The following is a 20,497-nucleotide window of genomic DNA, read 5'->3' on the forward strand; positions in this document are numbered from 1 at the left end:
TTATTTAGAGTAGTCAATACTATTCTAAAATAAGAAATAGTGAGTAAAAAAGAGCCGAAGTTTTTATGAAATCTTCGGCTCTGGCGTGTATAACTATTTTTTCACTTTGTCTCGTAATTTATTTCTTTTTTCCTCTAATGCTTCCGTATTTATCATCGTTTTACCTAAGGTGAGCAGGGTGATAAACATGACACCAGTTCCAACTATTAGATAAATCATTGTAAACACTTTTCCAAGGTCCGTAGATGGATAAAGATTTGTTTCCACACCAGTCGGTATCAAGCTTACAACGCAGAAGTAAATAGCGTCCAATATTTCCCATCCTTCTTTTTTCGTATAGAAAAGAGTACCAGAAAGAAGGATAAAAAATAAAGTAGTAAACAGAGATAGAAAGATTGGTTCCTTGAAAGCTTTAAAGAATGCTTCAATAAATCGTTTGACGGTTAATATAAAAGACAACATATTAGTTCACCTGCAAAAGTAAATTTTTGTCTCAGTATTATAGCAAAAATATAAGTACTCATACTAACAGAAAGCCTATCGCTAGGTTACACTTACATAAAATTAAAGACCAGGTTAGATATCTCTAACCTAGTCTTCTACTATTTTAAACGAATGTTTGTGGAGATTTCAGTTCTTAATGATTCCCATTCCTCCCGTAAAATCCCCATTCGAATGGAATCATAATATTGACTGTCATAATAACGAACTTTTCTAATGCGTGCTTCCATTGTCATACCTAGTTTTTCTCCGACACGTATCATACGCTTATTACCTGACCATGTTGTGTATCCAATACGAACCAGAGGCATCGTATGAAACAAATGGGCCATCCAAAGTTTTAAGGTACGTGTCCCTAAGCCTTTCCCCCAGCTAGGTGCTTCATGAAAGACTATTCCCATCTCAAGCCATTTGGAAGGTTCATGCTCCCAATAATAGGAAACACACCCGCAAACGATTCCTGCAACTTCAATGGCCCAAAAATTATCTCGTGCAATATATGAAGCTGCATTTTCCATAAATATGTCAAATGGAATTGCTTTATGTTCATAATAAGGTGCATCCCACTTTTTCCATTCGGGAGCCTCATCCTTAAAAGCTAATTCCCAAAGTCTAGGCAAATCATCCGATTGAAATGGACGAATGATTAGCTCATCATCTTGATAAAACATAAAATTCCTCTTTTCATCCCTTAATTTTAAGTATATGAATTGGATTGAAAAGAGCTGGCGCAGCCATTTACTTTCCAATCACCATTTGTACGTTTTTCATCTTTAACACTCCTCTCGATTTATATAGTTTATTGTAATTCAAATATTCGAATAATGATATAACAAATAGAGCTTTGTAACAGTACTTAGCTCGGTGTATATTTGTAGAAATTAAAACTTTGCACTCTTTAGTGCTTCCCCTAATTGCTCAATGGAATTTACAATCACACCATTTTGTTTAATCAAACCTACTACAAACAAGTTGCGATACATAAATTGGTTTTCTGTACCATCTGCTAATAATGCGTCAATTTTTTTCGTGTTGTCCCGACCTTGTTGACGTGTATCTGTATAAAGTCCGAAAATAGGACGATTTAACATAGAGAATGCACCGATTTCAGCAGCGACGCCAGCATCAATTTCAACGCCGTCTATAACAGCCACTAAAAAGTCGCTTTCTTTTAATGCTTGCATATCCGCTCCTGCAATTGCGAGACTATCTGCATAAGCAGCCTTGTCATTAATGGCCATGTTTTCTTGGGGCACATATAAATCGACTCCTAGAATTGCTGTTCGCACCTCTTTTGCGACTAATTCATTAATCAATCTGTCTCCTAAACCAAATAACCCATTTGCTAAATAACCTTTTTTCATCCTATTACCTCCTATATCATCTCTATAATTTTATGGAAGAATAGAGGGGAATACAATGTTCATTTGTTGTAAAAAATTCTACTTTGTATGAAAAATAAGATTCTGCTCATACTATTCCGTATATATGTAAGAAACATTATTTACGGTAATGTTGCTATTTCGAATAAGGGCTAACGAATTGATTATAGGAGCGGTGAAGCTTAGGATTTATTCATACTAATTTAGAAAAGACTTCTGTATAGAATGAGCTATATGGGCTGATTGTTTCTACCGAGTTATCGTAAAAATCTAAACTACAGGAGTATGATTAAAGTTAGTATGTAGAAGGGCTAGTGTATACTATCCTCTTTTTATATCCCTTATTGTTCATTCTTTCTCTTTTTTAGAAACGATGAAAAGTAAGGGTTTTTTGTTCGTTAAGACACACCAAGGAGTTGCTTGTATGTACTTTTTGCTTAATATTTTGGGCGTTTTTGTCGTAATGGGCATCGTTTTTTTATGTTCTCCGAATAAGAGAGCGGTAAAATGGAGACCAATTATTTCCCTTATTATTCTTGAATTACTCATTACATGGTTTATGTTAGGTACGACAATAGGGAGTTGGGTGATCAATAAGATTGCATCTTTCTTTACGTGGTTAATTGAATGCGCGAGTGAAGGTATTGCATTTGTTTTTCCATCAGCTATGGCAAATGAAACTGTAGACTTTTTCTTCGGTGCATTGCTACCAATTATTTTTATCGTTACTTTTTTCGATATTTTATCTTATTTTGGAATATTAACATGGATTATTGATAAAGGCGGCTGGGCTATATCAAAGGTGTCACGTTTACCCAAGCTAGAAAGTTTTTTCTCCATTCAAATGATGTTCTTGGGCAATACAGAAGCATTGGCTGTTATTCGTGATCAGTTATCTGTTTTAAAGGACAACCGATTGCTTACTTTTGGGATTATGAGTATGAGTAGCATTAGTGGATCCATACTTGGAGCGTACTTATCAATGGTTCCAGCAGAATATGTATTCAGTGCCATACCGTTAAATTGTTTAAATGCGCTTATTTTAGTTAGTATTTTAAATCCAGTACATGTGACAAAAGAAGAAGACATTATTTATGTGCCACCAAAATCGGAGAAAAAGGATTTCTTCTCTACGATTTCGAACAGTATGTTAGTCGGGATGAACATGGTTATCGTTATTTTAGCTATGGTTATAGGTTATGTAGCACTTACAGCTGGTCTTAACGGGATATTGGGTGTTTTTGTAAATGGACTTACAATACAAAAAATCTTCTCTTTCATCTTTAGTCCATTTGCATTTTTACTTGGCTTGCCTCTCCAGGATGCTATGTACGTAGCGCAATTGATGGGCATTAAATTAGCTACGAACGAATTCGTAGCGATGATGGATTTAAAAAATAACTTAGATACACTTCCACCGCACACGATTGCTGTGGCAACAACTTTCTTAACGTCATTTGCGAATTTTAGTACAATTGGTATGATATATGGAACCTATAACTCTGTATTATCAGAAGAGAAGTCAGCGATTATCGGTAAAAACGTATGGAAACTTATCGTAAGTGGTATGGCTGTCTCCTTGTTAAGTGCGATGATTGTTGGTTTGTTTGTTTGGTAATAGAAAGAAGTAAAGGCGACTCGAAACATTACATACGAGTCGTCTTTTTGCTATTAAAGGAAATAAACAATTAGTAGCGAATTTGTATACATAGAGTAGGTGAAACGACTTTATAAAAAACTTATCGGTATGAGGTGAAAAAATATAAATTTAGAAGAGCTAAAATCAGCTTTAATCAAACTCAATGAATTCATCTATTTTGATAATACTCATTATCTACGTGATAAATGTTCGAATGAGGATTTATTAAGAGAAGTTATAAAGAAGTTTGAGGACAGAATAGATTTACTGACAGAAAGAGCGGTAGAGTTAAATTCAGAGAAAATCTTTTTATATAGCAATATAGGAAATCTGTATAGAATCGTTGGAAAAACAAAATTGGCGATTGAAAGTCTGCAAATAGCGATAACTTTAGGGGAAAGCAAACAAATAAATAATGTCATTCGTTTAGGAGAAGCACTGAAATATGATGGGCAACACGAACAAGCGCTCAACAAGTTTGATGAAGCGATTGAATTATGTGTTAATAATACCACCTTTTTAGATTTTGCCTTCCAGCATAAAGGAAAATGTTTATTAGAATTAGGACAAACAAGTTTAGCGGTAGATTATTTTCGGAAAGCCATGCAAATAAGATTAATAAAGGGCGATCAATCACTAATTGACTCTACTCAAAAGGCAATTGATTTTACGTATTTACAGGGGGGAATTTGAATGGATTTATCTGTCCTAGAGCAAGCAGAAATTCAAACTTTAAAGTCAAGGCTCTCTGCAATACAAGCAATAGACGGCAATCCGATGGGGGTGCATCAATTAGTTAAAGGACAAACAAGCGCGTTTGCTGCTAAAAATATTCCAGGTCTAACATTTAATACAGTTAGAGGTTTAAGTGAAAATGATATACCATACCTAGAGGATATAATTACTTTTTATAAAAAGAATGCCATTAACTTCCGTTTTGAAATAACACCGATGAATAGTTCAGAGTTATTATTCAGAGCACTAACCGATAAAGGATATTATCATTCTGGTTTCCACGCATCCTTTATTGGAGAATGTGTAGAGAATAGAGGTCAGATCTATCAACCGGATATAGAGGTCTGCCATTTAAATCAGGATGATTTCGATTTATTTGCTTCTATCTACGTGAATGGCTTTGGTCTTCCTTCCTGTATTCAAAATGGTATAAAGCAAAATAATGAAGTTCTATTTGACGTGCCGGGATGGCAATTTTATGTAGCGTATGTGAAGGGGATGCCGGCAGGGGTAGCTGTGTTATTTGTACAAGATAAAATGGCAACACTGGCCGCGGCGGCAACATTGCCAGAATACCAGGGGAGGGGTGTCCAATCGACGTTAATCCAAAAAAGAATTCAGGTTGCGTTTGAAAAAGGAGCAAAATATATTACGAGTGAGGCTGCTTTTGGAAGTGCTAGTCATCGAAATATGGAAGGAGCTGGACTCAAATTAGCTTATACAAAAGCACTTTGGAGTAAATTCTAACTGAAGAAGGAAAAACAGATGGAAACTACAAAACTGTTTTTAAGAAATATATTAGGGGTTATAGCATTTCCATTAACCGCTTGGAACTAATAATTAAATAAAGTAACTGCTCCGGGTGAAATCATACAAACGAAGCATTCTGAAGTACACGCCAATTATATCTGGCAAGACAGAACATATACAAACAAATGCAGGGCATCCCATCCACATAGAGAATCCGGAAATCTAGATAGTATGCATAAAAAATTGGTAATAGAAAGAGATGAATATTAGCTATGCACATTACAAATAAGATAATGGAAAGAATGAAACACTTAAAGGAACTGAATCGAACATACATTATTGGGATTGACGGATTAAGTGGAGCAGGTAAAACGACGATAACAGAAATCATTGCTGAAGAGCTTACTACTAAAGGTCAAAAGGTAGTAGTCATTCATATCGACGATTTAATTGAAGAGCGAGGGAACAGGTATAATACGGGTCATCCTGAATGGTATGAATATTACTCGCTTCAATGGGATGTGCATGGGATAAAAGAAAAACTTTTTGAAGCAGTACATGAAAGGTTAAATCATCTCCATTTAAAGTTTTACGATAAAGAGAACGATTTATGCTATATGAAAAGTATAAATATAGAACAATGTACTGTCATTTTACTAGAAGGAATCTTCCTTCAGCGAAAAGAATGGAGCGGCTTTTTTGATTATATAGTTTACCTGGATTGCCCAAAGAAAATTCGAAGTGAGAGAGTTTTACAAAGGGATGAGTACTTAGGGAATATGAATAATCGATTGAAAAAATATGAGCGAAGGTATTGGAGAGGCGAGGAATATTATTTACAAGAAGTAAATCCTATCGAAAGTTCGGATATTGTTATAACTAGTTTTTGACTTCCTTTGCTTGAAAGAGGGATAAAGTTGAAAAAGACTAAAAAAGACTATCAGCAAATTTTGAATCAGCATATTCTGCTTACAACATTACCAACAGGCCAATAAGAACACCTTTTTAGATAATACTCTAAAAAGGTGTTCTTATTGGAAACAAATATAGTGAATGCTGATTGTTATTCCCTTCATCATCAACAATGTGAATTAGATTCTGGAATAATGGTCACTGCTATAGTACGGGTTGAAACATTAGATTCTTCATTTTTTTGCTCGTAATACTTGAGCATTAAATCGTTTAATTCGCGTTGGAAATTTTCAAATTGTTGATCATCCATTTTTAACTCTAATATCGAGAAAGTTGCATGATCCTCAGAACTGTTTTTTTGCTCTAAGTTCGAAAGGTAATTTTGATACTGGGTCATTAAGGATAACTGGTAGTAAGAAATATAACTCAGCTTCTTATCCTTATTTAAGTTTCTCCACTCTTCCGTATTAAGTCGTGCGGCATCTTCGTTAAGCGTGTAATATTTTTCGGTCACAGATCTTATTTTTTTTTCTTTTAATATTCGTATAACACCAGCATCCATTAATACTTGAATATGCCGGTATAATGTGGCTTGTGGAACGTCTTGGATGATTTCTACCATTTCAAGAGGGGTCAAGCCGTTTTCCTTGTTGCGCATGAGTGCCTGAGAAATCTTCATTCTTACAGGGTGCATTAACACTTCTGCTTTATTAACCAATTTTTTTTGCACCTCCTTGAATTTCTTAGTGAGAATATTATCATTTTTAATAATAATAATCATAGCATGTGTAAAAAAACAATTGCAAACGATTCATTATTATATTATCATTATCGATAATGATAACGAATGCAAGTGAAGGAGAGGTTAGTATGCAATTGCATTATGGTTTAGAAGAATTAGAGGATTTAGACTGGATGGGTATAATGCCAATTATTCTACCGTTTTTGGCGATCGGCTTCATTCTTATTCTAATTGCATGGATCGATTTGTTTCGGAATCGAAAGACAAGAAAAAATGTTCTTATGTGGGCACTCATTATTTTCTTTCTTAACACAATTGGACCGATATTATATTTTGCACTTGGAAGAAAGGATGAAGCAGAACGATGAAACTTGAAATAAGAAATGTAACGAAGCGATTTAAAGATAAAATGGCAGTTAACCAGTTTTCGATGGAACTTGAAACTGGGCAATGTGTTGGGCTAATTGGTCCAAATGGAGCAGGCAAGTCCACATTAATTAAAATCATTGCGGATATTCTAAACGCGGATGAAGGGGAGGTTGTTCTGGATGGAAAGAGGATTTCAAAAATGAAGCGAGAGATCGGGTATCTACCTCAATTTCCAAACTTTTTTCAGTGGATGACAGCACGTGAAAATCTGTTATTTATGGGACAACTATCGGGCATTTCGAAAAAAAGACTAATTGAAGATATTCCCACTATTTTGACGAAAGTAGGACTCACTGGTGAGCAAAATAGAAAAGTTCGTACGTTCTCTGGGGGGATGAAGCAAAGACTTGGTATCGCGCAGGCGTTGCTTCATAAACCAGCTTTAATCGTGATGGATGAACCAGTTTCCGCACTTGATCCTATCGGAAGAAGAGAGGTTTTAAATTTAATTCAGGAAATTAAAAAGGAAACAACGATTTTGTTATCTACTCATATCTTGAGTGATGCAGAGGAAATTTGCGAACGTTTCGTAATTATTAAAAATGGCACAAAAATTGAAGACACAACGATGACTGAATTGATAAGTCGCAACCATGAACCCGTTGTATATGTCAAAATAACACCAAAAGATCATTTTTGGACTCAATTGGTTAGTCAGCTACCTTATGTAAAGAAAACAGAGGTGATAGGGAGTAAAGTGAAAATTACAATGGATAACATCGAAGTACATAAAAATCTGTTAATTCAACATGCACTGAATAATGACGTAGATATTGTTCATTTTGAAGTGAGTGGAAACGACACGCTAGAAGAAATATTTTTAAATTTGGTGGTGAGCGCATGAATTCTTTTTATATCTTGATGAATAAAGAATACTTTCAAATGATACGTGACTTTAAAATTATTTGGCTACCAATCGTTTTTATATTTTTGGGCATGACTCAGCCAGTGCTTACTTATTATTTGCCAACTATTTTAGGCGCACTCGGTGGGGGGCAAGGTATTACGATTGATCCAACAATGGTTCAGCAAGAAGGTGGTCAAGTGTTGGCAACGACGCTTGGCTCCCAATTTGATCAGCTAGGTATTTTGATTATCGTTATCTCTATGATGGGGATGATTCAGGCAGATAAAGCTAGTGGAATGCTTGCGTTTATTTTGACTAGGCCTGTAACAGTCTGGTCCTACATTGCCGGAAAAGTCATATCGAATTTTTTGTTAGTGATAGTGAGTGTAACGTCTGGCTATTTTGTTTCTTACTTATATGTCAACTATCTATTTACAGATGTGCCGATTTCACATATGCTTTCAGCGCTTCTAATTTACTTGATCTGGGTCCTTTTTATGATTTCTTTCACTCTAATGATTAGCACGATATTTAATGGACAAGGTGTTATAGCTTTAATAGGAATTGTATTTCTAATAATTTGTAGAATGATAACGGGAATTCATCCAATAATTGATTTAATAAATCCGGCAGGAATGAGTCAGCATGCTATGTCCCTCTTATTTACTGGTTCTGTGGATTCTAGTATATATGTAAGTTTATTCATTACATTTCTCTGGGTTTTGTTTACATTGCTAGTTTCGCATTTGTGGATTAGCCAGAAAAAATTCCAGCAAGATTAACCAAAATAGGAGGAGAGGAATCGTTGTTAACCATAAATAACTTGAAAAAACGATATGGTAGTAAAGAGGTTTTACAAGGTGTTGAACTACAAATTGAAAAGGGTGAAATACTAGGTTTCGTTGGATCAAACGGTGCAGGTAAGACTACAACCTTAAACAGCATTACAGGGATTTTAGAACCTGATGAGGGAATGGTCACTATTAATGGTATTTCTAAATTAAATCGACTTATCTATAAAAAGCAGTTCTTCTATATTCCCGATACGATTAATGTATTTAAAAACATTTCCGGATATGACTGGATTCACTTCGTCCTGAAACTATACGATAATAAGCAAACGGGAAAGCTGAATGAATTTGTTAGAAATTTTGACATGGATGAAGCAATTCATAATCCGATGGGATCGTATTCTTATGGAATGATGCATAAGATGTCGCTGATTGCCGCTTTCACAATTAATCCACCCATTATTATTATGGATGAGCCGTTAAATGGTTTGGACCCTACTGCAGTATTAATGTTTAAACTACTTTTAAAGGCGTATGTAGAAGAAGGGGGCACTGTCTTTTTCTCTACGCATTTACTTGATATAGCTGAAAAAATTTGTAGTACTGTGGCGATTCTAAAAGATGGTAAGATTGTTTTACATGAAGATATTAATAATGTAATTGGTGAGTGCACACTGGAATCCTTCTTTATGGAGAAACAAGCCAATGAAGCATAAATTCCCACTTACAACGTTCTTTATATCCTCTTTCTATTCCCGACCAAAACAAACGATGCTTCAGGTTGTTCTAATTATCGCCTTTATCTATCTCTACATACAATTGACAGCTGCGAATGTGGCAATTTACTTTTTAGGAGATATACAAGAATACATGTTATACAATTTGGTCATTTCGAACATTCTAGTTTTCTCGCTTATTTCATATTTGTCAATTTCAACTGTTTTTCACTATCACGAATTTGATATGATGGCATCGCTTCCGATTAAGCCTGAGCGAATTGTTGCGTCTAAAGTTTGTAGCAGTTTGATCGTTCCTATCTGCATATCGATTGTTACACAAATTCCAACTCTGCTATTCATCGTTATTTCAATGGAATTTGTTGAGGCAGTAAAGCTACTATTATTTCTACCGATCTCCAATTTGTTTACCACACTGCTCCTATTGTTTATTCTGTCGGTGATTAATCGTTTCCGCCATCGTTTTGTCAGTAAAGTGATGTACTTATTTAGCAATATTTTGGCAGTGTCTTTGGTAATGATAGCTTTTGCAGTATTTGTCAAGCAAAATTTAAGAGAGGGTATGGGCCTCCTATTTTCAGAAATTGAACTTTCAAGTATTTCCGAATTGAAAGGGTCAATCTCTATTTTGTTGAACTTAATGTATGAAACGAATTTACATCTACCATTCATCGGAACTATAATACGCGAGTTTACATCTAGTAGTTTTTCTTGGATGTTTTTCTTCCTCATTGGTTTATTAATTATTATAAGTTCGCTCCTCTTTTTCTTGATAACAAAAAATATTGCTATTAATTACTTTATAAATGGTCATACAGATATAAGTCAAACAAGTAGAAAAAAGTCTAGAATGTACAATATAAAAAGCGAATGGGGATACTATTTGCAACGAGAGTTATGGGTTATTCAGTCGAAAGCATATTTTAAGATGCAAATTGTTCTCGGACTCTTATTTCCACCTGTGATTTCATTCATTTTATTAATAACGATTCAAACAGGTTGGCTTTTATTAGATACAGAATCAGTGTATTTTGGGAAGTACTTTGCCTATGCGCTTTTGTTATTGAGTTGTATGAATAATAATAGTGGTACCCCTTATTCTAGAGAAGGAAAATATTTTTACTTGAGTAACTATCTTCCGTTCAATCCAAGGACAATTTTTTTTTCAAAGGTGATCGTTGCTTCTGCTACTAGTATGATTGCAATCATTACAAGCTTTCTTGTGTATTCTTTGTTGGGATACATGAATATGGATTCCTTCATGATGATGTTGATTGTGCTATTCCTTGTTACTTGTTACAACTTGCTCGCTCCTATTTATGATATGAAAAACCCTAGTACAGAATGGGGAAATCCATCCGAGGCTGTCAAATCCAATCCAAATGTGCTGGTTAGTCTTTGCTATGGGGTTCCAGTCATCATTTTGATAGTACTAATTCATTTTGTATTCCTTCTGTTAGGTATTTCATCTTTTTGGTCAACAGTATTGATATTGATGCTCTCGGTATTTTTTACTTTTGCTTTGATTCACTGGCTCTCAAAGACATTTTTTCGATCTAGGATTGCTAGCTAATGATGTGAAACAGAACATTGCATTGATACTGCCGTAAGAACTGCAATGTATCTACGTCATATTAGTGGATGATGGACACTTAACAGATAGCCCCGTTTTAGTTGCTGAACAAATTATCAATCATCAACAAAGTATTGGATGGTCATTATAATGCTGATCATTTTTCCATTTTTCAATGATAAGAGCTGCGAAGGAGGACCAACACATGATATGAACCGGGAATAATAAAGAAAGTATAATTCTTTTCCTTACCCGTACCTTTTCAATAAGTTTTTTCGTTTATATAAGTGAAAGACAAATTTGGAGGAGGGGAAAACATGCGGCCGCTTGTTGAAAAAACTCCCATTGAAGTAACAGAAGAATTTGAGACGGCAATTATGCCTTATATGCACGATTTAAAAAAGTATTGCTTTTCCCTAACGAGAACTAAGTGGGACGGGGAAGATTTAATGCAGGAAACCTTAGCGAAGACCTATGATAGCTGGATGAAAACCCCAAAGCAAATAGCTAAGGCGTATTTGTTCCGCATTGCTTCTAATACATGGATTGATAAACACCGTAAACGAAAAATAGAGGAAGACATGGGGCAAGATTTATCTCAATTTGCACAAGAAAATGCATCTAAAATGGAGTCAGTTTTTCCGGCGATTATGGCAGTGTTAAACGAACTGTCGGCTAAACAAAGAGCTGTAGTTTTATTTGTACTAGGATTTGATTACACAATAAAAGAAACTGCAAGCTTGCTTTCTGAAAGTGAAGGCTCTATAAAAGCAGCCCTTCATCGGGCGCGAAAAAAGTTAAAACAAATGAACATTCATGACTATTCCTACGACTTGGATGAAGATAACTTATTGCTATATGTAACTGCTTTAAGTAATCAAAATTCAAACGCTGTCCTACGGCTATATCAAAAAGAAATGCAAGAACCATCTATGTATGCTAGAAGCAATCAATACATTATCCACTCTTCCCCAATTGCTCATACTTTTGTGAGTGGCAGTATTCCTTACGTGCTTATCTCAATTCCGAAGAAAAATGGGGGAAGCCTTTTCGTTCCATTTTATCAATTAGAGTTATCTGCATTATTATCGCAAATAGCTTTGTTGAAGCAAAAGGAATTTTCGACTGTAGCGTAGAAAGGGGATTTTGAATGTCTAATCTTATTCCGTATGTTGTGGAGCAAACAAGTCGCGGGGAGCGTTCTTATGATATTTATTCGCGATTATTAAAAGACCGGATTATTTTTCTCGGCTCAGAAATTAATGATGTCGTTGCAAACAATATCGTAGCGCAAATGTTGTTTCTAGAAGCAGAGAATCCGGAAAAGGATATTTCTTTATATATTAACAGTCCTGGTGGGTCAGTAAGTGCGGGGTTTGCAATTTACGATACAATGCAGATCATTAAGCCTGATGTGCGCACGATTTGTACTGGATTAGCAGCTTCTTTTGGGGCCACTATACTTGTAGCAGGTACAAAGGGAAAACGTTTTGCCTTGCCAAACAGTGAAATTATGATTCATCAGCCACTTGGAGGGGCACAAGGGCAAGCGAGTGATATTGAAATTAGTGCTAGACGTATTCTTTTGATGAAAGAACGTATAAATAGGATTTTCTCTGAAAGAACTGGCCAGTCAATCGATAAAATTGCAAAAGATTCCGACCGTGACTATTTCATGACAGCAGAAGAAGCGATGAAATATGGGATCATTGATCAGATTATTTAAAGAGCACTCCTCATCTTAATGGATGGGGAGTTTGTTCATTATAAAAGGAAGAAACGAACGTTGTGTCGAATAATTTTTATAGAAGGAAATGTATTAATTTGAGGTGATTGCGGTGGGGAATGAAGTGATAATAGAACAATTAATATCTACAGAAGAACATATGGAAGAACTATCGGAACTTCTTATTCAAGTAGTTGAAGATGGAGCGTCAATTGGCTTTTTACCGCCGGTAGATTTAGCGGATGCGATGAACTATTGGGAGGAAGTATTGAATCCAGAAGTAATACTATTTGTAGCAAAAAGAAATAATCGAATTGTTGGAAGTGTTCAGCTGCATCTCTGTGCAAAACAAAATGGAGTACATAGGGCAGAAATTGCTAAATTAATGACTCATCCTAATTATCGAAGAAACGGTATAGCTCGCTTGTTGATGAAAAGTGTAGAAGAGAGAGCAAGGAGAGAGAACAAATCGTTATTAATACTAGATACAAGAGACGGGGATCCTTCCAATTACCTTTATGCTTCATTAGGTTTTATTCAGGTTGGAAGGATTCCTAACTATGTGAAATCGGTATCTGGTGAATTTCAAGCCACTATTTATTATTATAAAATAATTGCATAAAAATAATAGTATTGTATCCAGCTGATAACATAATGCAACAGGTTTATCTACCGTTTGAGGGAGATGAACCTGTTTTTTTTATTAAAAACGCCATCTTGTTGTTTGGCATTTAAGAGTAAAAAAAATTACTCTAAAAGGAAAAAGGTTGCTTCATAAAGTAAAATAATTTACTATTAGAAGTAACGAGGAGGGGAGAAAATGGATGAAATTCGGTTAAACGTAGCTTTATTAAGAAGAAAAGTACCTAATTTAACGACTGCTGCAAAATCGATTGGGATTCGACCTGCAACAGTATCCAATCTGTGTACCGGAAAAATTGATTTAGGTAAAGCCGAGGTAAAGACTCTTGTAGGTCTGGCGACGCTTGCTAACTGTACAGTGGATGAATTAATCATACGGGGGGAGAAATTAAAGATGATTGAAACGCAAATTAAAGCATTGGACTTTTTTGCACCACTAGTAAAAGGAGGTACAACAGGATTAGTGGCTAGACCTGGAATGGGGCAACTTGTCATTCTTGCTGAGTTGATGCATCGCTTTAAAGGAAGTGATTACACCACTGTTTTTTTATTGCCAACTACTGAGCATAGTGAGTTAGAAGGTACAACAGAGTTAGCGGACTTTGTTGTGATCTCCGTTGATGAAGCATTTGCAAAATTAGCAGAGCTATCGGGGAATATTATTTTTATTACGGATAAGAGTTATATAGTATCTGGAGAGCTTTTAGATCTACAGGAAAAATTGGTGGCAGAAAGAATTTATAACATCACAACTATTTTATTGGACCTTTCTGGCGAAGTGGTAGATGAAGATATGCCTTATGGGCCTTTGGAAACTGTTTGGCAATTGGATGCGGATCTTGCAACGCGTCATCTTTATCCAGCTATCCACCCAATCTATTCCACATCTTCTATTATTGAAGGTGTCGATTTAGATGAACGTCATTTCCATTTAAGACAACGTGCACAGAAGCTTCTACGACGTTATCGCGAATTGCGCTCTATTGTAGTTGTACATGGGATTAATAAAATTCCAGATACAGAAATGGAGACATACGAAAAAGGAGAGCGTTTAGAAGCCTATTTCTCACAACCATTCTTTGTGGCAGAAGCATTCACTGGTCAAGAAGGAAAAGCAGTGTCCATGTCCCAAACACTTGCTGATGTAGAATCTATTTTAGAAGGAAAAATGGATCGTATGTCTGTTAAAGAACTAACATACAAAGGAAGTCTATAATTAGTAAAAGTGGGGGAAATAAACTTTCTCTCACTTTTTTCTTTTAAAACGGAGTTTAAGTTTAAACCACTAGGGGAAACTACAAGAAAATTCGTTAGTAAAGAGGTTTCTATGACAAATAAGCGTAATAATCAATTGATGTATGCAAAACGAAATATGTGGACAGGTATTTTATTTGGTTTTGGATTAGTAGCTTTTATCGATGAGGTTGTATTTCATCAGTTACTGCATTGGCATCATTTTTATGATAAATCTACAAAGGATATTGGACTGGTTTCGGATGGTCTATTCCATGCTTTTAGTTTTTTTGCGACAATCGGATCGTCGTTTTTGTTGGCGGACCTTCACCGGCGGCATGCATTCTGGCTTAAGAGATGGATTGGTGGCATATTATTGGGGGCCGGAGTATTTCAACTTTATGATGGTATTATCCAGCATAAACTAATGGGGCTTCATCAAATCCGCTATAATGTCAACATTGTTCCATATGATTTAATATGGAATATTTCAGCTGTAATTATGATTATTATAGGTCTTGTTCTTCTGAATCGAACACGACGTTGATTGGAGGGAGTTGGACATATGCATACCCATGATCATTCTAATGAAATCAGTGACCTTGTCCAAATCATATTAGTAACACCTTTTGTATTAGGTTTAATAGGCTATTTACTGTCGGTAAGTATTTCTAATAAAAAGAAAAAACAGTGGCCGTTTTATCGTGTAGTTTTATGGATAATTGGTGTTGTGTGTGCATCTTTATCGGTAATTGGACCAATAGCAGATCGTTCTCATGAAGATTTTTCTGCACATATGGTTGGTCATTTGTTGCTTGGCATGCTTGCTCCACTTCTCATGGCATTAGGTGCTCCTATGACACTTATCTTACGTACCCTTCCTGTCCACTCGGCGAGACGGCTTTCTTATATTTTACGTAGTGGACCAATTAGTATCCTTCATAATCCTATCTTTACTTCACTTATAAACGTGGGAGCTTTATGGTTACTTTACACAACTGAGCTATTTCCCATGATGCATGAAAATGTCTTACTTTATGCATTCATTCATATCCACATTTTCTTAGCAGGTTATCTTTTCACTATATCCATCATTTATATTGATCCCACTCCTCAACGAAAATCCTTTATTTATCGTTCGGTCGTACTATTAATGGCTTTAGCGGCGCATTCCATATTGTCCAAGTATCTTTATGCACATCCACCTGATGGTATATCCACGGCACAGGCTAAATTGGGTGGGATGATTATGTATTATGGTGGGGATGCTATAGAGGTAGGATTAGTCTGTATCCTCTGCTATCAGTGGTATAGAAATACTCGATCTAAGGTGAAGGCAGCTAATCTACAACTACAGAAAAATTAGAAAGGACATGTTTTAAATGGAAAAGAAGCAGGCAAAGTATACGGTCGTTGGGACGGACATTGAAGAAGTAAAAAGACTGAATGCAAATTCGGGTATGAGTTATAACGAGTTAAATGAATGGTTTGCCAGAAAAATGAATGGTGAAAATGGGAAGAATGTGAACGGTACTTCGATTAGTAACAACAAGTAAACAATGGAGGAAAGGTGTGGCGAGCAAGTTGCATATTAAAGCATTTTTAATGAAACTTGTAGTAACTACTGCGGTTTTATGGGTTATTTTAGGATTATTCTTTAAAGTTAACTTTACGGATATATTAATTACAAGCATAGTGTTAACCGTTATAGGCTTTCTAGGTGATTTGTTTGTTTTGCCGCGAATTGGTAATGTGCTTGCCGCGATAACTGATTTCGTTCTTGCAATGGTCGTAGTATGGGTCCTAGGATCCAGCATATTTGACGAAAGAATTGCGTTGGGAACGGCTTCGTTTATATCTGCCCTTGTTCTGATGATGGGAGAATTATTTTTACATCGATATATGGAAAGCCATATTTTTGAACCCCAAATTACGAATCCCGAGGAAAAAACAGGTTATTACCAACGAACAAACCTACAAACTGAGTTTGCTGAAGAAGTGGATGTAGATGAAATATCCAGAGAAACAAAACAAGTAACACCCACGGGCAATAAAGATAAAAATGGTAAAAGAAAATAATAAATCAAAAAGTATATTTCACTTTAAACAGACCATTCTAATATGGTCAAGGAGGTGAGCAGTAGTGGCAAACAACAACAACCGCAATAACAATAATAACAAACAAAACAACAATCAAAACAATGGTCTTGAGTTCGGTGAGGATTTCAACTTCGACAATTTAGACAACCAAAAACGTAACGAAAAAAATAAAAACAACCAAAATAATCGCAATAGCAATCGTAATAACCAAAACAATCAAAACAACATCAAATAATTTAAAGTTCGGTCCTTCCTAAAAAATATAACAGGAAGGACTGTATTTTTGTTTGAAGCTTGAGCCTTAGTGGTATAAAGAACTAACATTTATTTTGTGGAGGTCATCTATAAAATGGAAAGTATTCAACATTTGGACATAACAGATGCTTTCATGAATTATTTATTTCCTTTTTCGTTTCGTGAAAAGGAAAGAGAAAAATTAATGGAACAGTTGAAGAAACACAATTTTAAACTGTTCGACTTAGACAACTATGAGCTTCAAGACCTTTACTACGGGAAAGGTATTCAAATAAACCATCAAGAATTAGATCAATTCTTTTTACCTTTTATTGAAGATAAGCTATTTCCACATTCTGTGAACGCAAGAGGTTTTCTGCGTTACTCGAGAGAAATAAAAGAATCATTTGCTTTAAAAGGAAATAATAACGAATTCAAGTTTACTGTAAATAGTTTGGATATAATACTATGTCCTTTTGGCATTGGAATTATTACGATTCGAACAGAAATGATAAAAGGGCTTGAAAGCTTAACAAACGTGTTGGACTTTATGAGCCATTTTCGTGTATTAGAGCCTAAACTGGAAGAAGAAAGAGGAACAAAGATATATCTGCATAATAAAACATTCACAACAACGAGTGAACTTATTTTGGATTATCTATGTCCTTTTTTAAAATCGTTTATAGTGAAAAACAAAAAAATGGCAGGGTATTATGGAAGTTTACCGTTTTTTGAGGATGAGCGTATGCTTTCCCAAGCCTTTTTAATAGCTGATGGAGGCCAACTTATTACGAACGATCAATTATTCCGAATGGGTCAATTAGATGGCAGGGATCCTGAAGGAAATGAATTTATATCTAGCACTAATCCGGAATATATTAACCGTTATGTAGAGGAGCGGATACATGATAGATGGGCACCGAATACATATACGATTACTTCTTTACATACTCAAACGACTATTTCAGTAAAAATTAAAGAATCATTAAAGAAAGAGATAGCGCAATTTATGAGCATTCATTATTATAATTTATTGCTTCATTTTTATTATAAAATTATGTTATTGAGATTGTCTTTTGAACATAGTGAGATAAGCTGGGAAAAAGACAAGCAATATGTAGAAGAGTTAATCGAGCTAATTTCTAAATTTGATTCGCATTATTACTTTGAAGAAATATCAGTCCGTTCAGAAGGAAAAGAACTTACAAACATGCTGCGTGAAGCTTTTTATTTAAAGCCTCTTTTTGTAGAAGTTAAGAGAACTGTAGATGATTTATATCGTGCGCAAGAAAAGCAAGCGGGTAAACGTCAAAATATGCTATTGTTTATCTTAACGGTATACACGGTTGTTTCCGGGATTTATGGGATGAATTTAGTAATAGAGGATTGGAAAGAAGACTTTAATTGGTCTAGCGTGTTCAACTATACCTTCTTTGAGTGGATTACCCTCGTTACTGCGCTGTCAGGGATAGCATTATCAACAACTTTGCTTATCTCGACAAGTGGAAAAGGTATTAGGGATAAATATAGAAAATGGAAGCGGGAACATTTTAAGTAATTTCTATTTCCTATTCCAACCCGTTTACAGTATATTTATATGTGTGTAAAACGAATATAAATACGAAATTTGAAAGAACGGGGTAGAGATTTGAAAGAAGGAAATACATCAAAGTCCATTGTGTTACCATTAATCATTTCAATTGTTGCGATATCATTTGCAGCAATCTTTGTGAAATGGTCTTCTGCACCTGCAACTATTTTAAGTATGTATCGGATGATCTTGGCATGCTTGTTATTAGTTCCAGTTGTTTGGTTTAAAAGACAAGAGTTTCAAAAGATAGCAAGAAAAGAATGGTTATTATTATTTTTTGCTGGTTTATTTTTAGCGCTTCATTTTGCGCTTTGGTTTGGCTCACTTAAGTTAACAACGGTTGCCAGTTCGACAATTATTCTGGCATTGCAACCAATCGTCGCATTAATAGGTGGTGCATTTTTATATAAAGAAAGAACGACAACCGCTGCTTTAACGACAATGGGTATTGCTGTTGTAGGAGCAGTAATGGTCGGTTGGGGTGATTTTGGTTTAAGTAAAAGTGCAATTATAGGAGATATTCTTTCCTTTTTAAGTGTTATTGCAGTTGTCGGATACTTGTTAATAGGACAAAATGCAGTAAAAAAAGTGTCTCACTGGATTTATAGTTTTTGTGTTTTTGGGTTCGCGGCAATTGCATTGGTTGTCTATAACATCGCAACAAGTGTAGCGATGGGTGGATATGATGCAAAAGAATGGGGAATTTTTGTCTTACTTGCAATCGTGCCAACGATTTCCCATGTCATTAATAACTGGTTGTTAAACTATGTAAATGCCACCACTATTTCGATGAGTATTTTAGGAGAGCCAGTAGGTGCAACAATACTTGCAGCAATTTTTTTAGGCGAACGACTTGTAGGCTGGCAAATTGTAGGCGGATTGCTTGTCTTACTAGGGGTGTTCCTGTTTTTATCACAACAAATGAATCGTTACAAGAAAGTAAAATAATTTGTTAAAAAGGGAAAAAGGACTGATCTCAATGGCCATTAATAATGGCTTTTAAGATCAGTCCTCTTTTAGTCCAATGTTTTTAAATATTAGAGCTGAGGGTTTGTTCTGTTGTCAATTTCTGTAGCAAGCTGGTTTAATTTATGTTCTAAATCATTAATAATGTTCAACTTGGCATCCAATTTTTCTTCGGAGTCTAGTGATTTTCCTATTACTTCATTGATTTGATGCTCTAATTGTACAAATGATTCCGGAGCTTTAACAGACAGAAAGTGTTCCTCTGTAACAGCTTGAAAACCTTGCTTTTGGTTCAGCTCTTTTACATTCAATAGTTCCTGTTGGAGGTTTTCGATAGTTACATTTTTCTGTTCTATTTCATTTATTAATTGCTGCTTTTCATTTTGGGACTGTGTATAGTCATGGAAGGTGATATCTAATTTTTCAATTTTGGAAGATATTTGTTTATTTGCTTCTTCAAGGAGTTGAACAAGCTTATATTCTAGCTGTTCTATGGTCGCTTTATATTCAGCTATTTTTTGATGAAGAGAAGTGACTTGCTTGTCATATTTTTGTGTCCTATATTTATCGGTGGTGAAACCATCTTTTAGCACTTTAATAACCTCGGTTAACTGTTTGTTCATTTGTCTTAAATCAGTGGCTGTTTTCTCTAGGTGATTAATAGTGGTCATCGCTGTTTTTCTTTGCATCTCATATAAATTTATTCGATCTTTATGATTTAGACTTTGCTTTTCCATTTCTTCCTGTAATTTATACAATTCATTGGATAGGTCATTTTTTTCGTTAGATAATTGGAAGACTTCTTGCTCTAGCTTTTCTATTAACACATAATCAGGGGCCTCGTCATATTTTTTTAGTCGTTCGGTCGATTTAGCCAGTTCTGCTCTTAAGTAAATAATCGTTTGTTGAAGTTGTTTCGTATCGTTACTTGGGATGTCTTCACTGTTCACATCATTTCCTCCCATCA

At 35.2% G+C, this 20,497-nt stretch carries 25 protein-coding genes and 1 riboswitch; of the genes, 20 read left to right on the forward strand and 5 right to left on the reverse strand.

The annotated features are described in order from the left end of the window. Positions 1-93: 93 nt before the first annotated feature. The 3 genes from FG382_RS12510 to FG382_RS12520 all read right to left on the reverse strand — a co-directional run bounded on the left by FG382_RS12510 (position 94) and on the right by FG382_RS12520 (position 1,865). The gene (locus tag FG382_RS12510; protein ID WP_142539224.1) at positions 94-462 is read right to left on the reverse strand and encodes a potassium channel family protein; all 369 of its coding nucleotides are present in this window, start codon (positions 460-462) and stop codon (positions 94-96) included. 140 nt (positions 463-602) lie between these two features. Continuing rightward, complete coding sequence (locus FG382_RS12515; protein WP_142539225.1) at positions 603-1,172, reverse strand: GNAT family N-acetyltransferase; 570 nt, start codon at positions 1,170-1,172, stop codon at positions 603-605. A gap of 210 nt (positions 1,173-1,382) precedes the next feature. After that, the gene (locus FG382_RS12520; RefSeq protein ID WP_142539226.1) at positions 1,383-1,865 is read right to left on the reverse strand and encodes a nucleoside 2-deoxyribosyltransferase; all 483 of its coding nucleotides are present in this window, start codon (positions 1,863-1,865) and stop codon (positions 1,383-1,385) included. A gap of 214 nt (positions 1,866-2,079) precedes the next feature. Beyond that, positions 2,080-2,181, forward strand: a riboswitch (purine riboswitch). A 126-nt stretch (positions 2,182-2,307) separates the two neighbouring features. Here FG382_RS12520 and FG382_RS12525 point away from each other — a divergent pair. From FG382_RS12525 to FG382_RS12540, 4 genes are all read left to right on the forward strand, one after another. Beyond that, a complete protein-coding gene (locus FG382_RS12525; RefSeq protein ID WP_142539227.1) occupies positions 2,308-3,501 on the forward strand; it encodes a NupC/NupG family nucleoside CNT transporter in 1,194 nt (397 codons plus the stop codon). A gap of 378 nt (positions 3,502-3,879) precedes the next feature. Continuing rightward, the gene (locus FG382_RS22660) at positions 3,880-4,215 is read left to right on the forward strand and encodes a tetratricopeptide repeat protein (RefSeq protein ID WP_170206508.1); all 336 of its coding nucleotides are present in this window, start codon (positions 3,880-3,882) and stop codon (positions 4,213-4,215) included. Beyond that, positions 4,216-5,004: a GNAT family N-acetyltransferase gene (locus FG382_RS12535; protein WP_142539229.1), complete on the forward strand. Its 789-nt coding sequence runs from the start codon at positions 4,216-4,218 to the stop codon at positions 5,002-5,004. It begins immediately after the preceding gene. A 296-nt stretch (positions 5,005-5,300) separates the two neighbouring features. Then, positions 5,301-5,897, forward strand: a complete 597-nt coding sequence (locus FG382_RS12540) for a kinase (RefSeq protein ID WP_211356392.1) — start codon at positions 5,301-5,303, stop codon at positions 5,895-5,897. 188 nt (positions 5,898-6,085) lie between these two features. On the opposite strand, the gene FG382_RS12545 is transcribed toward FG382_RS12540, so the two are convergent. Next, entirely contained in the window at positions 6,086-6,637 is a 552-nt protein-coding gene (locus FG382_RS12545; RefSeq protein WP_142539231.1) for a helix-turn-helix domain-containing protein, read from the reverse strand. A 152-nt stretch (positions 6,638-6,789) separates the two neighbouring features. Here FG382_RS12545 and FG382_RS12550 point away from each other — a divergent pair, with 152 nt between their 5' ends. The 16 genes from FG382_RS12550 (at position 6,790) to FG382_RS12620 (ending at position 19,512) form a co-directional block, all read left to right on the forward strand. Further along, positions 6,790-7,029 (forward strand): PLD nuclease N-terminal domain-containing protein, encoded by a 240-nt coding sequence (locus FG382_RS12550; RefSeq protein WP_142539232.1) that lies wholly within the window; start codon positions 6,790-6,792, stop codon positions 7,027-7,029. Next, on the forward strand, positions 7,026-7,934 hold the full coding sequence (locus FG382_RS12555) for an ABC transporter ATP-binding protein (protein ID WP_142539233.1): 909 nt from the start codon (positions 7,026-7,028) through the stop codon (positions 7,932-7,934). Before FG382_RS12550 ends, FG382_RS12555 begins: the two co-directional genes overlap by 4 nt. Continuing rightward, positions 7,931-8,719, forward strand: coding sequence for an ABC transporter permease (locus FG382_RS12560; RefSeq protein WP_142539234.1), 789 nt, complete (start codon positions 7,931-7,933; stop codon positions 8,717-8,719). Before FG382_RS12555 ends, FG382_RS12560 begins: the two co-directional genes overlap by 4 nt. Positions 8,720-8,742: 23 nt before the next feature. Further along, on the forward strand, positions 8,743-9,444 hold the full coding sequence (locus FG382_RS12565; protein WP_170206510.1) for an ABC transporter ATP-binding protein: 702 nt from the start codon (positions 8,743-8,745) through the stop codon (positions 9,442-9,444). Beyond that, positions 9,434-11,038, forward strand: a complete 1,605-nt coding sequence (locus FG382_RS12570) for a hypothetical protein (RefSeq protein WP_142539236.1) — start codon at positions 9,434-9,436, stop codon at positions 11,036-11,038. Before FG382_RS12565 ends, FG382_RS12570 begins: the two co-directional genes overlap by 11 nt. Positions 11,039-11,355: 317 nt before the next feature. Next, positions 11,356-12,174 (forward strand): RNA polymerase sigma factor, encoded by an 819-nt coding sequence (locus tag FG382_RS12575; protein ID WP_142539237.1) that lies wholly within the window; start codon positions 11,356-11,358, stop codon positions 12,172-12,174. A 14-nt stretch (positions 12,175-12,188) separates the two neighbouring features. Beyond that, positions 12,189-12,764: an ATP-dependent Clp endopeptidase proteolytic subunit ClpP gene (gene clpP, locus FG382_RS12580; protein WP_142539238.1), complete on the forward strand. Its 576-nt coding sequence runs from the start codon at positions 12,189-12,191 to the stop codon at positions 12,762-12,764. Between the two features lie 160 nt (positions 12,765-12,924). After that, positions 12,925-13,386 carry a GNAT family N-acetyltransferase gene (locus FG382_RS12585; RefSeq protein ID WP_373287631.1) on the forward strand — a complete coding sequence of 154 codons (462 nt, stop codon included), beginning with the start codon at positions 12,925-12,927 and terminating at the stop codon, positions 13,384-13,386. 198 nt (positions 13,387-13,584) lie between these two features. Next, positions 13,585-14,622 carry an ATP synthase beta subunit C-terminal domain-containing protein gene (locus FG382_RS12590; RefSeq protein ID WP_142539240.1) on the forward strand — a complete coding sequence of 346 codons (1,038 nt, stop codon included), beginning with the start codon at positions 13,585-13,587 and terminating at the stop codon, positions 14,620-14,622. Positions 14,623-14,733: 111 nt separating this feature from the next. Next, the gene (locus tag FG382_RS12595) at positions 14,734-15,186 is read left to right on the forward strand and encodes a DUF2243 domain-containing protein (RefSeq protein ID WP_142539241.1); all 453 of its coding nucleotides are present in this window, start codon (positions 14,734-14,736) and stop codon (positions 15,184-15,186) included. A gap of 18 nt (positions 15,187-15,204) precedes the next feature. Next, on the forward strand, positions 15,205-16,005 hold the full coding sequence (locus FG382_RS12600; RefSeq protein WP_142539242.1) for a cytochrome c oxidase assembly protein: 801 nt from the start codon (positions 15,205-15,207) through the stop codon (positions 16,003-16,005). Positions 16,006-16,021: 16 nt separating this feature from the next. After that, on the forward strand, positions 16,022-16,195 hold the full coding sequence (locus FG382_RS22665) for a hypothetical protein (RefSeq protein WP_170206511.1): 174 nt from the start codon (positions 16,022-16,024) through the stop codon (positions 16,193-16,195). Between the two features lie 16 nt (positions 16,196-16,211). Beyond that, the gene (locus tag FG382_RS12605) at positions 16,212-16,718 is read left to right on the forward strand and encodes a YndM family protein (RefSeq protein ID WP_142539243.1); all 507 of its coding nucleotides are present in this window, start codon (positions 16,212-16,214) and stop codon (positions 16,716-16,718) included. A gap of 64 nt (positions 16,719-16,782) precedes the next feature. Next, entirely contained in the window at positions 16,783-16,974 is a 192-nt protein-coding gene (locus tag FG382_RS12610; protein WP_142539244.1) for a hypothetical protein, read from the forward strand. Between the two features lie 114 nt (positions 16,975-17,088). Further along, positions 17,089-18,531, forward strand: a complete 1,443-nt coding sequence (locus tag FG382_RS12615; protein WP_142539245.1) for a magnesium transporter CorA family protein — start codon at positions 17,089-17,091, stop codon at positions 18,529-18,531. Positions 18,532-18,621: 90 nt separating this feature from the next. Further along, entirely contained in the window at positions 18,622-19,512 is an 891-nt protein-coding gene (locus FG382_RS12620) for a DMT family transporter (protein ID WP_142539246.1), read from the forward strand. A gap of 89 nt (positions 19,513-19,601) precedes the next feature. Here the strand turns inward: FG382_RS12620 and FG382_RS12625 are convergent, their stop codons facing one another. After that, complete coding sequence (locus tag FG382_RS12625; protein WP_142539247.1) at positions 19,602-20,480, reverse strand: hypothetical protein; 879 nt, start codon at positions 20,478-20,480, stop codon at positions 19,602-19,604. Between the last annotated feature and the right edge of the window lie 17 nt (positions 20,481-20,497).

It is taken from the genome of Psychrobacillus lasiicapitis (genome assembly GCF_006861795.1).
GTDB classification, from domain to species: Bacteria; Bacillota; Bacilli; order Bacillales_A; family Planococcaceae; genus Psychrobacillus; species Psychrobacillus lasiicapitis.

Excerpts from the sequence above, each read along its gene's own strand:
- FG382_RS12510 (WP_142539224.1), bottom strand. The coding sequence starts at position 462 with ATGTTGTCTTTTATATTAACCGTCAAACGATTTATTGAAGCATTCTTT.
- FG382_RS12515 (WP_142539225.1), bottom strand. The coding sequence starts at position 1,172 with ATGTTTTATCAAGATGATGAGCTAATCATTCGTCCATTTCAATCGGAT.
- FG382_RS12520 (WP_142539226.1), bottom strand. The coding sequence starts at position 1,865 with ATGAAAAAAGGTTATTTAGCAAATGGGTTATTTGGTTTAGGAGACAGA.
- FG382_RS12525 (WP_142539227.1), top strand. The coding sequence starts at position 2,308 with ATGTACTTTTTGCTTAATATTTTGGGCGTTTTTGTCGTAATGGGCATC.
- FG382_RS12535 (WP_142539229.1), top strand. The coding sequence starts at position 4,216 with ATGGATTTATCTGTCCTAGAGCAAGCAGAAATTCAAACTTTAAAGTCA.
- FG382_RS12540 (WP_211356392.1), top strand. The coding sequence starts at position 5,301 with ATGGAAAGAATGAAACACTTAAAGGAACTGAATCGAACATACATTATT.
- FG382_RS12550 (WP_142539232.1), top strand. The coding sequence starts at position 6,790 with ATGCAATTGCATTATGGTTTAGAAGAATTAGAGGATTTAGACTGGATG.
- FG382_RS12555 (WP_142539233.1), top strand. The coding sequence starts at position 7,026 with ATGAAACTTGAAATAAGAAATGTAACGAAGCGATTTAAAGATAAAATG.
- FG382_RS12560 (WP_142539234.1), top strand. The coding sequence starts at position 7,931 with ATGAATTCTTTTTATATCTTGATGAATAAAGAATACTTTCAAATGATA.
- FG382_RS12570 (WP_142539236.1), top strand. The coding sequence starts at position 9,434 with ATGAAGCATAAATTCCCACTTACAACGTTCTTTATATCCTCTTTCTAT.
- FG382_RS12575 (WP_142539237.1), top strand. The coding sequence starts at position 11,356 with ATGCGGCCGCTTGTTGAAAAAACTCCCATTGAAGTAACAGAAGAATTT.
- clpP (WP_142539238.1), top strand. The coding sequence starts at position 12,189 with ATGTCTAATCTTATTCCGTATGTTGTGGAGCAAACAAGTCGCGGGGAG.
- FG382_RS12585 (WP_373287631.1), top strand. The coding sequence starts at position 12,925 with ATGGAAGAACTATCGGAACTTCTTATTCAAGTAGTTGAAGATGGAGCG.
- FG382_RS12590 (WP_142539240.1), top strand. The coding sequence starts at position 13,585 with ATGGATGAAATTCGGTTAAACGTAGCTTTATTAAGAAGAAAAGTACCT.
- FG382_RS12595 (WP_142539241.1), top strand. The coding sequence starts at position 14,734 with ATGACAAATAAGCGTAATAATCAATTGATGTATGCAAAACGAAATATG.
- FG382_RS12600 (WP_142539242.1), top strand. The coding sequence starts at position 15,205 with ATGCATACCCATGATCATTCTAATGAAATCAGTGACCTTGTCCAAATC.
- FG382_RS22665 (WP_170206511.1), top strand. The coding sequence starts at position 16,022 with ATGGAAAAGAAGCAGGCAAAGTATACGGTCGTTGGGACGGACATTGAA.
- FG382_RS12615 (WP_142539245.1), top strand. The coding sequence starts at position 17,089 with ATGGAAAGTATTCAACATTTGGACATAACAGATGCTTTCATGAATTAT.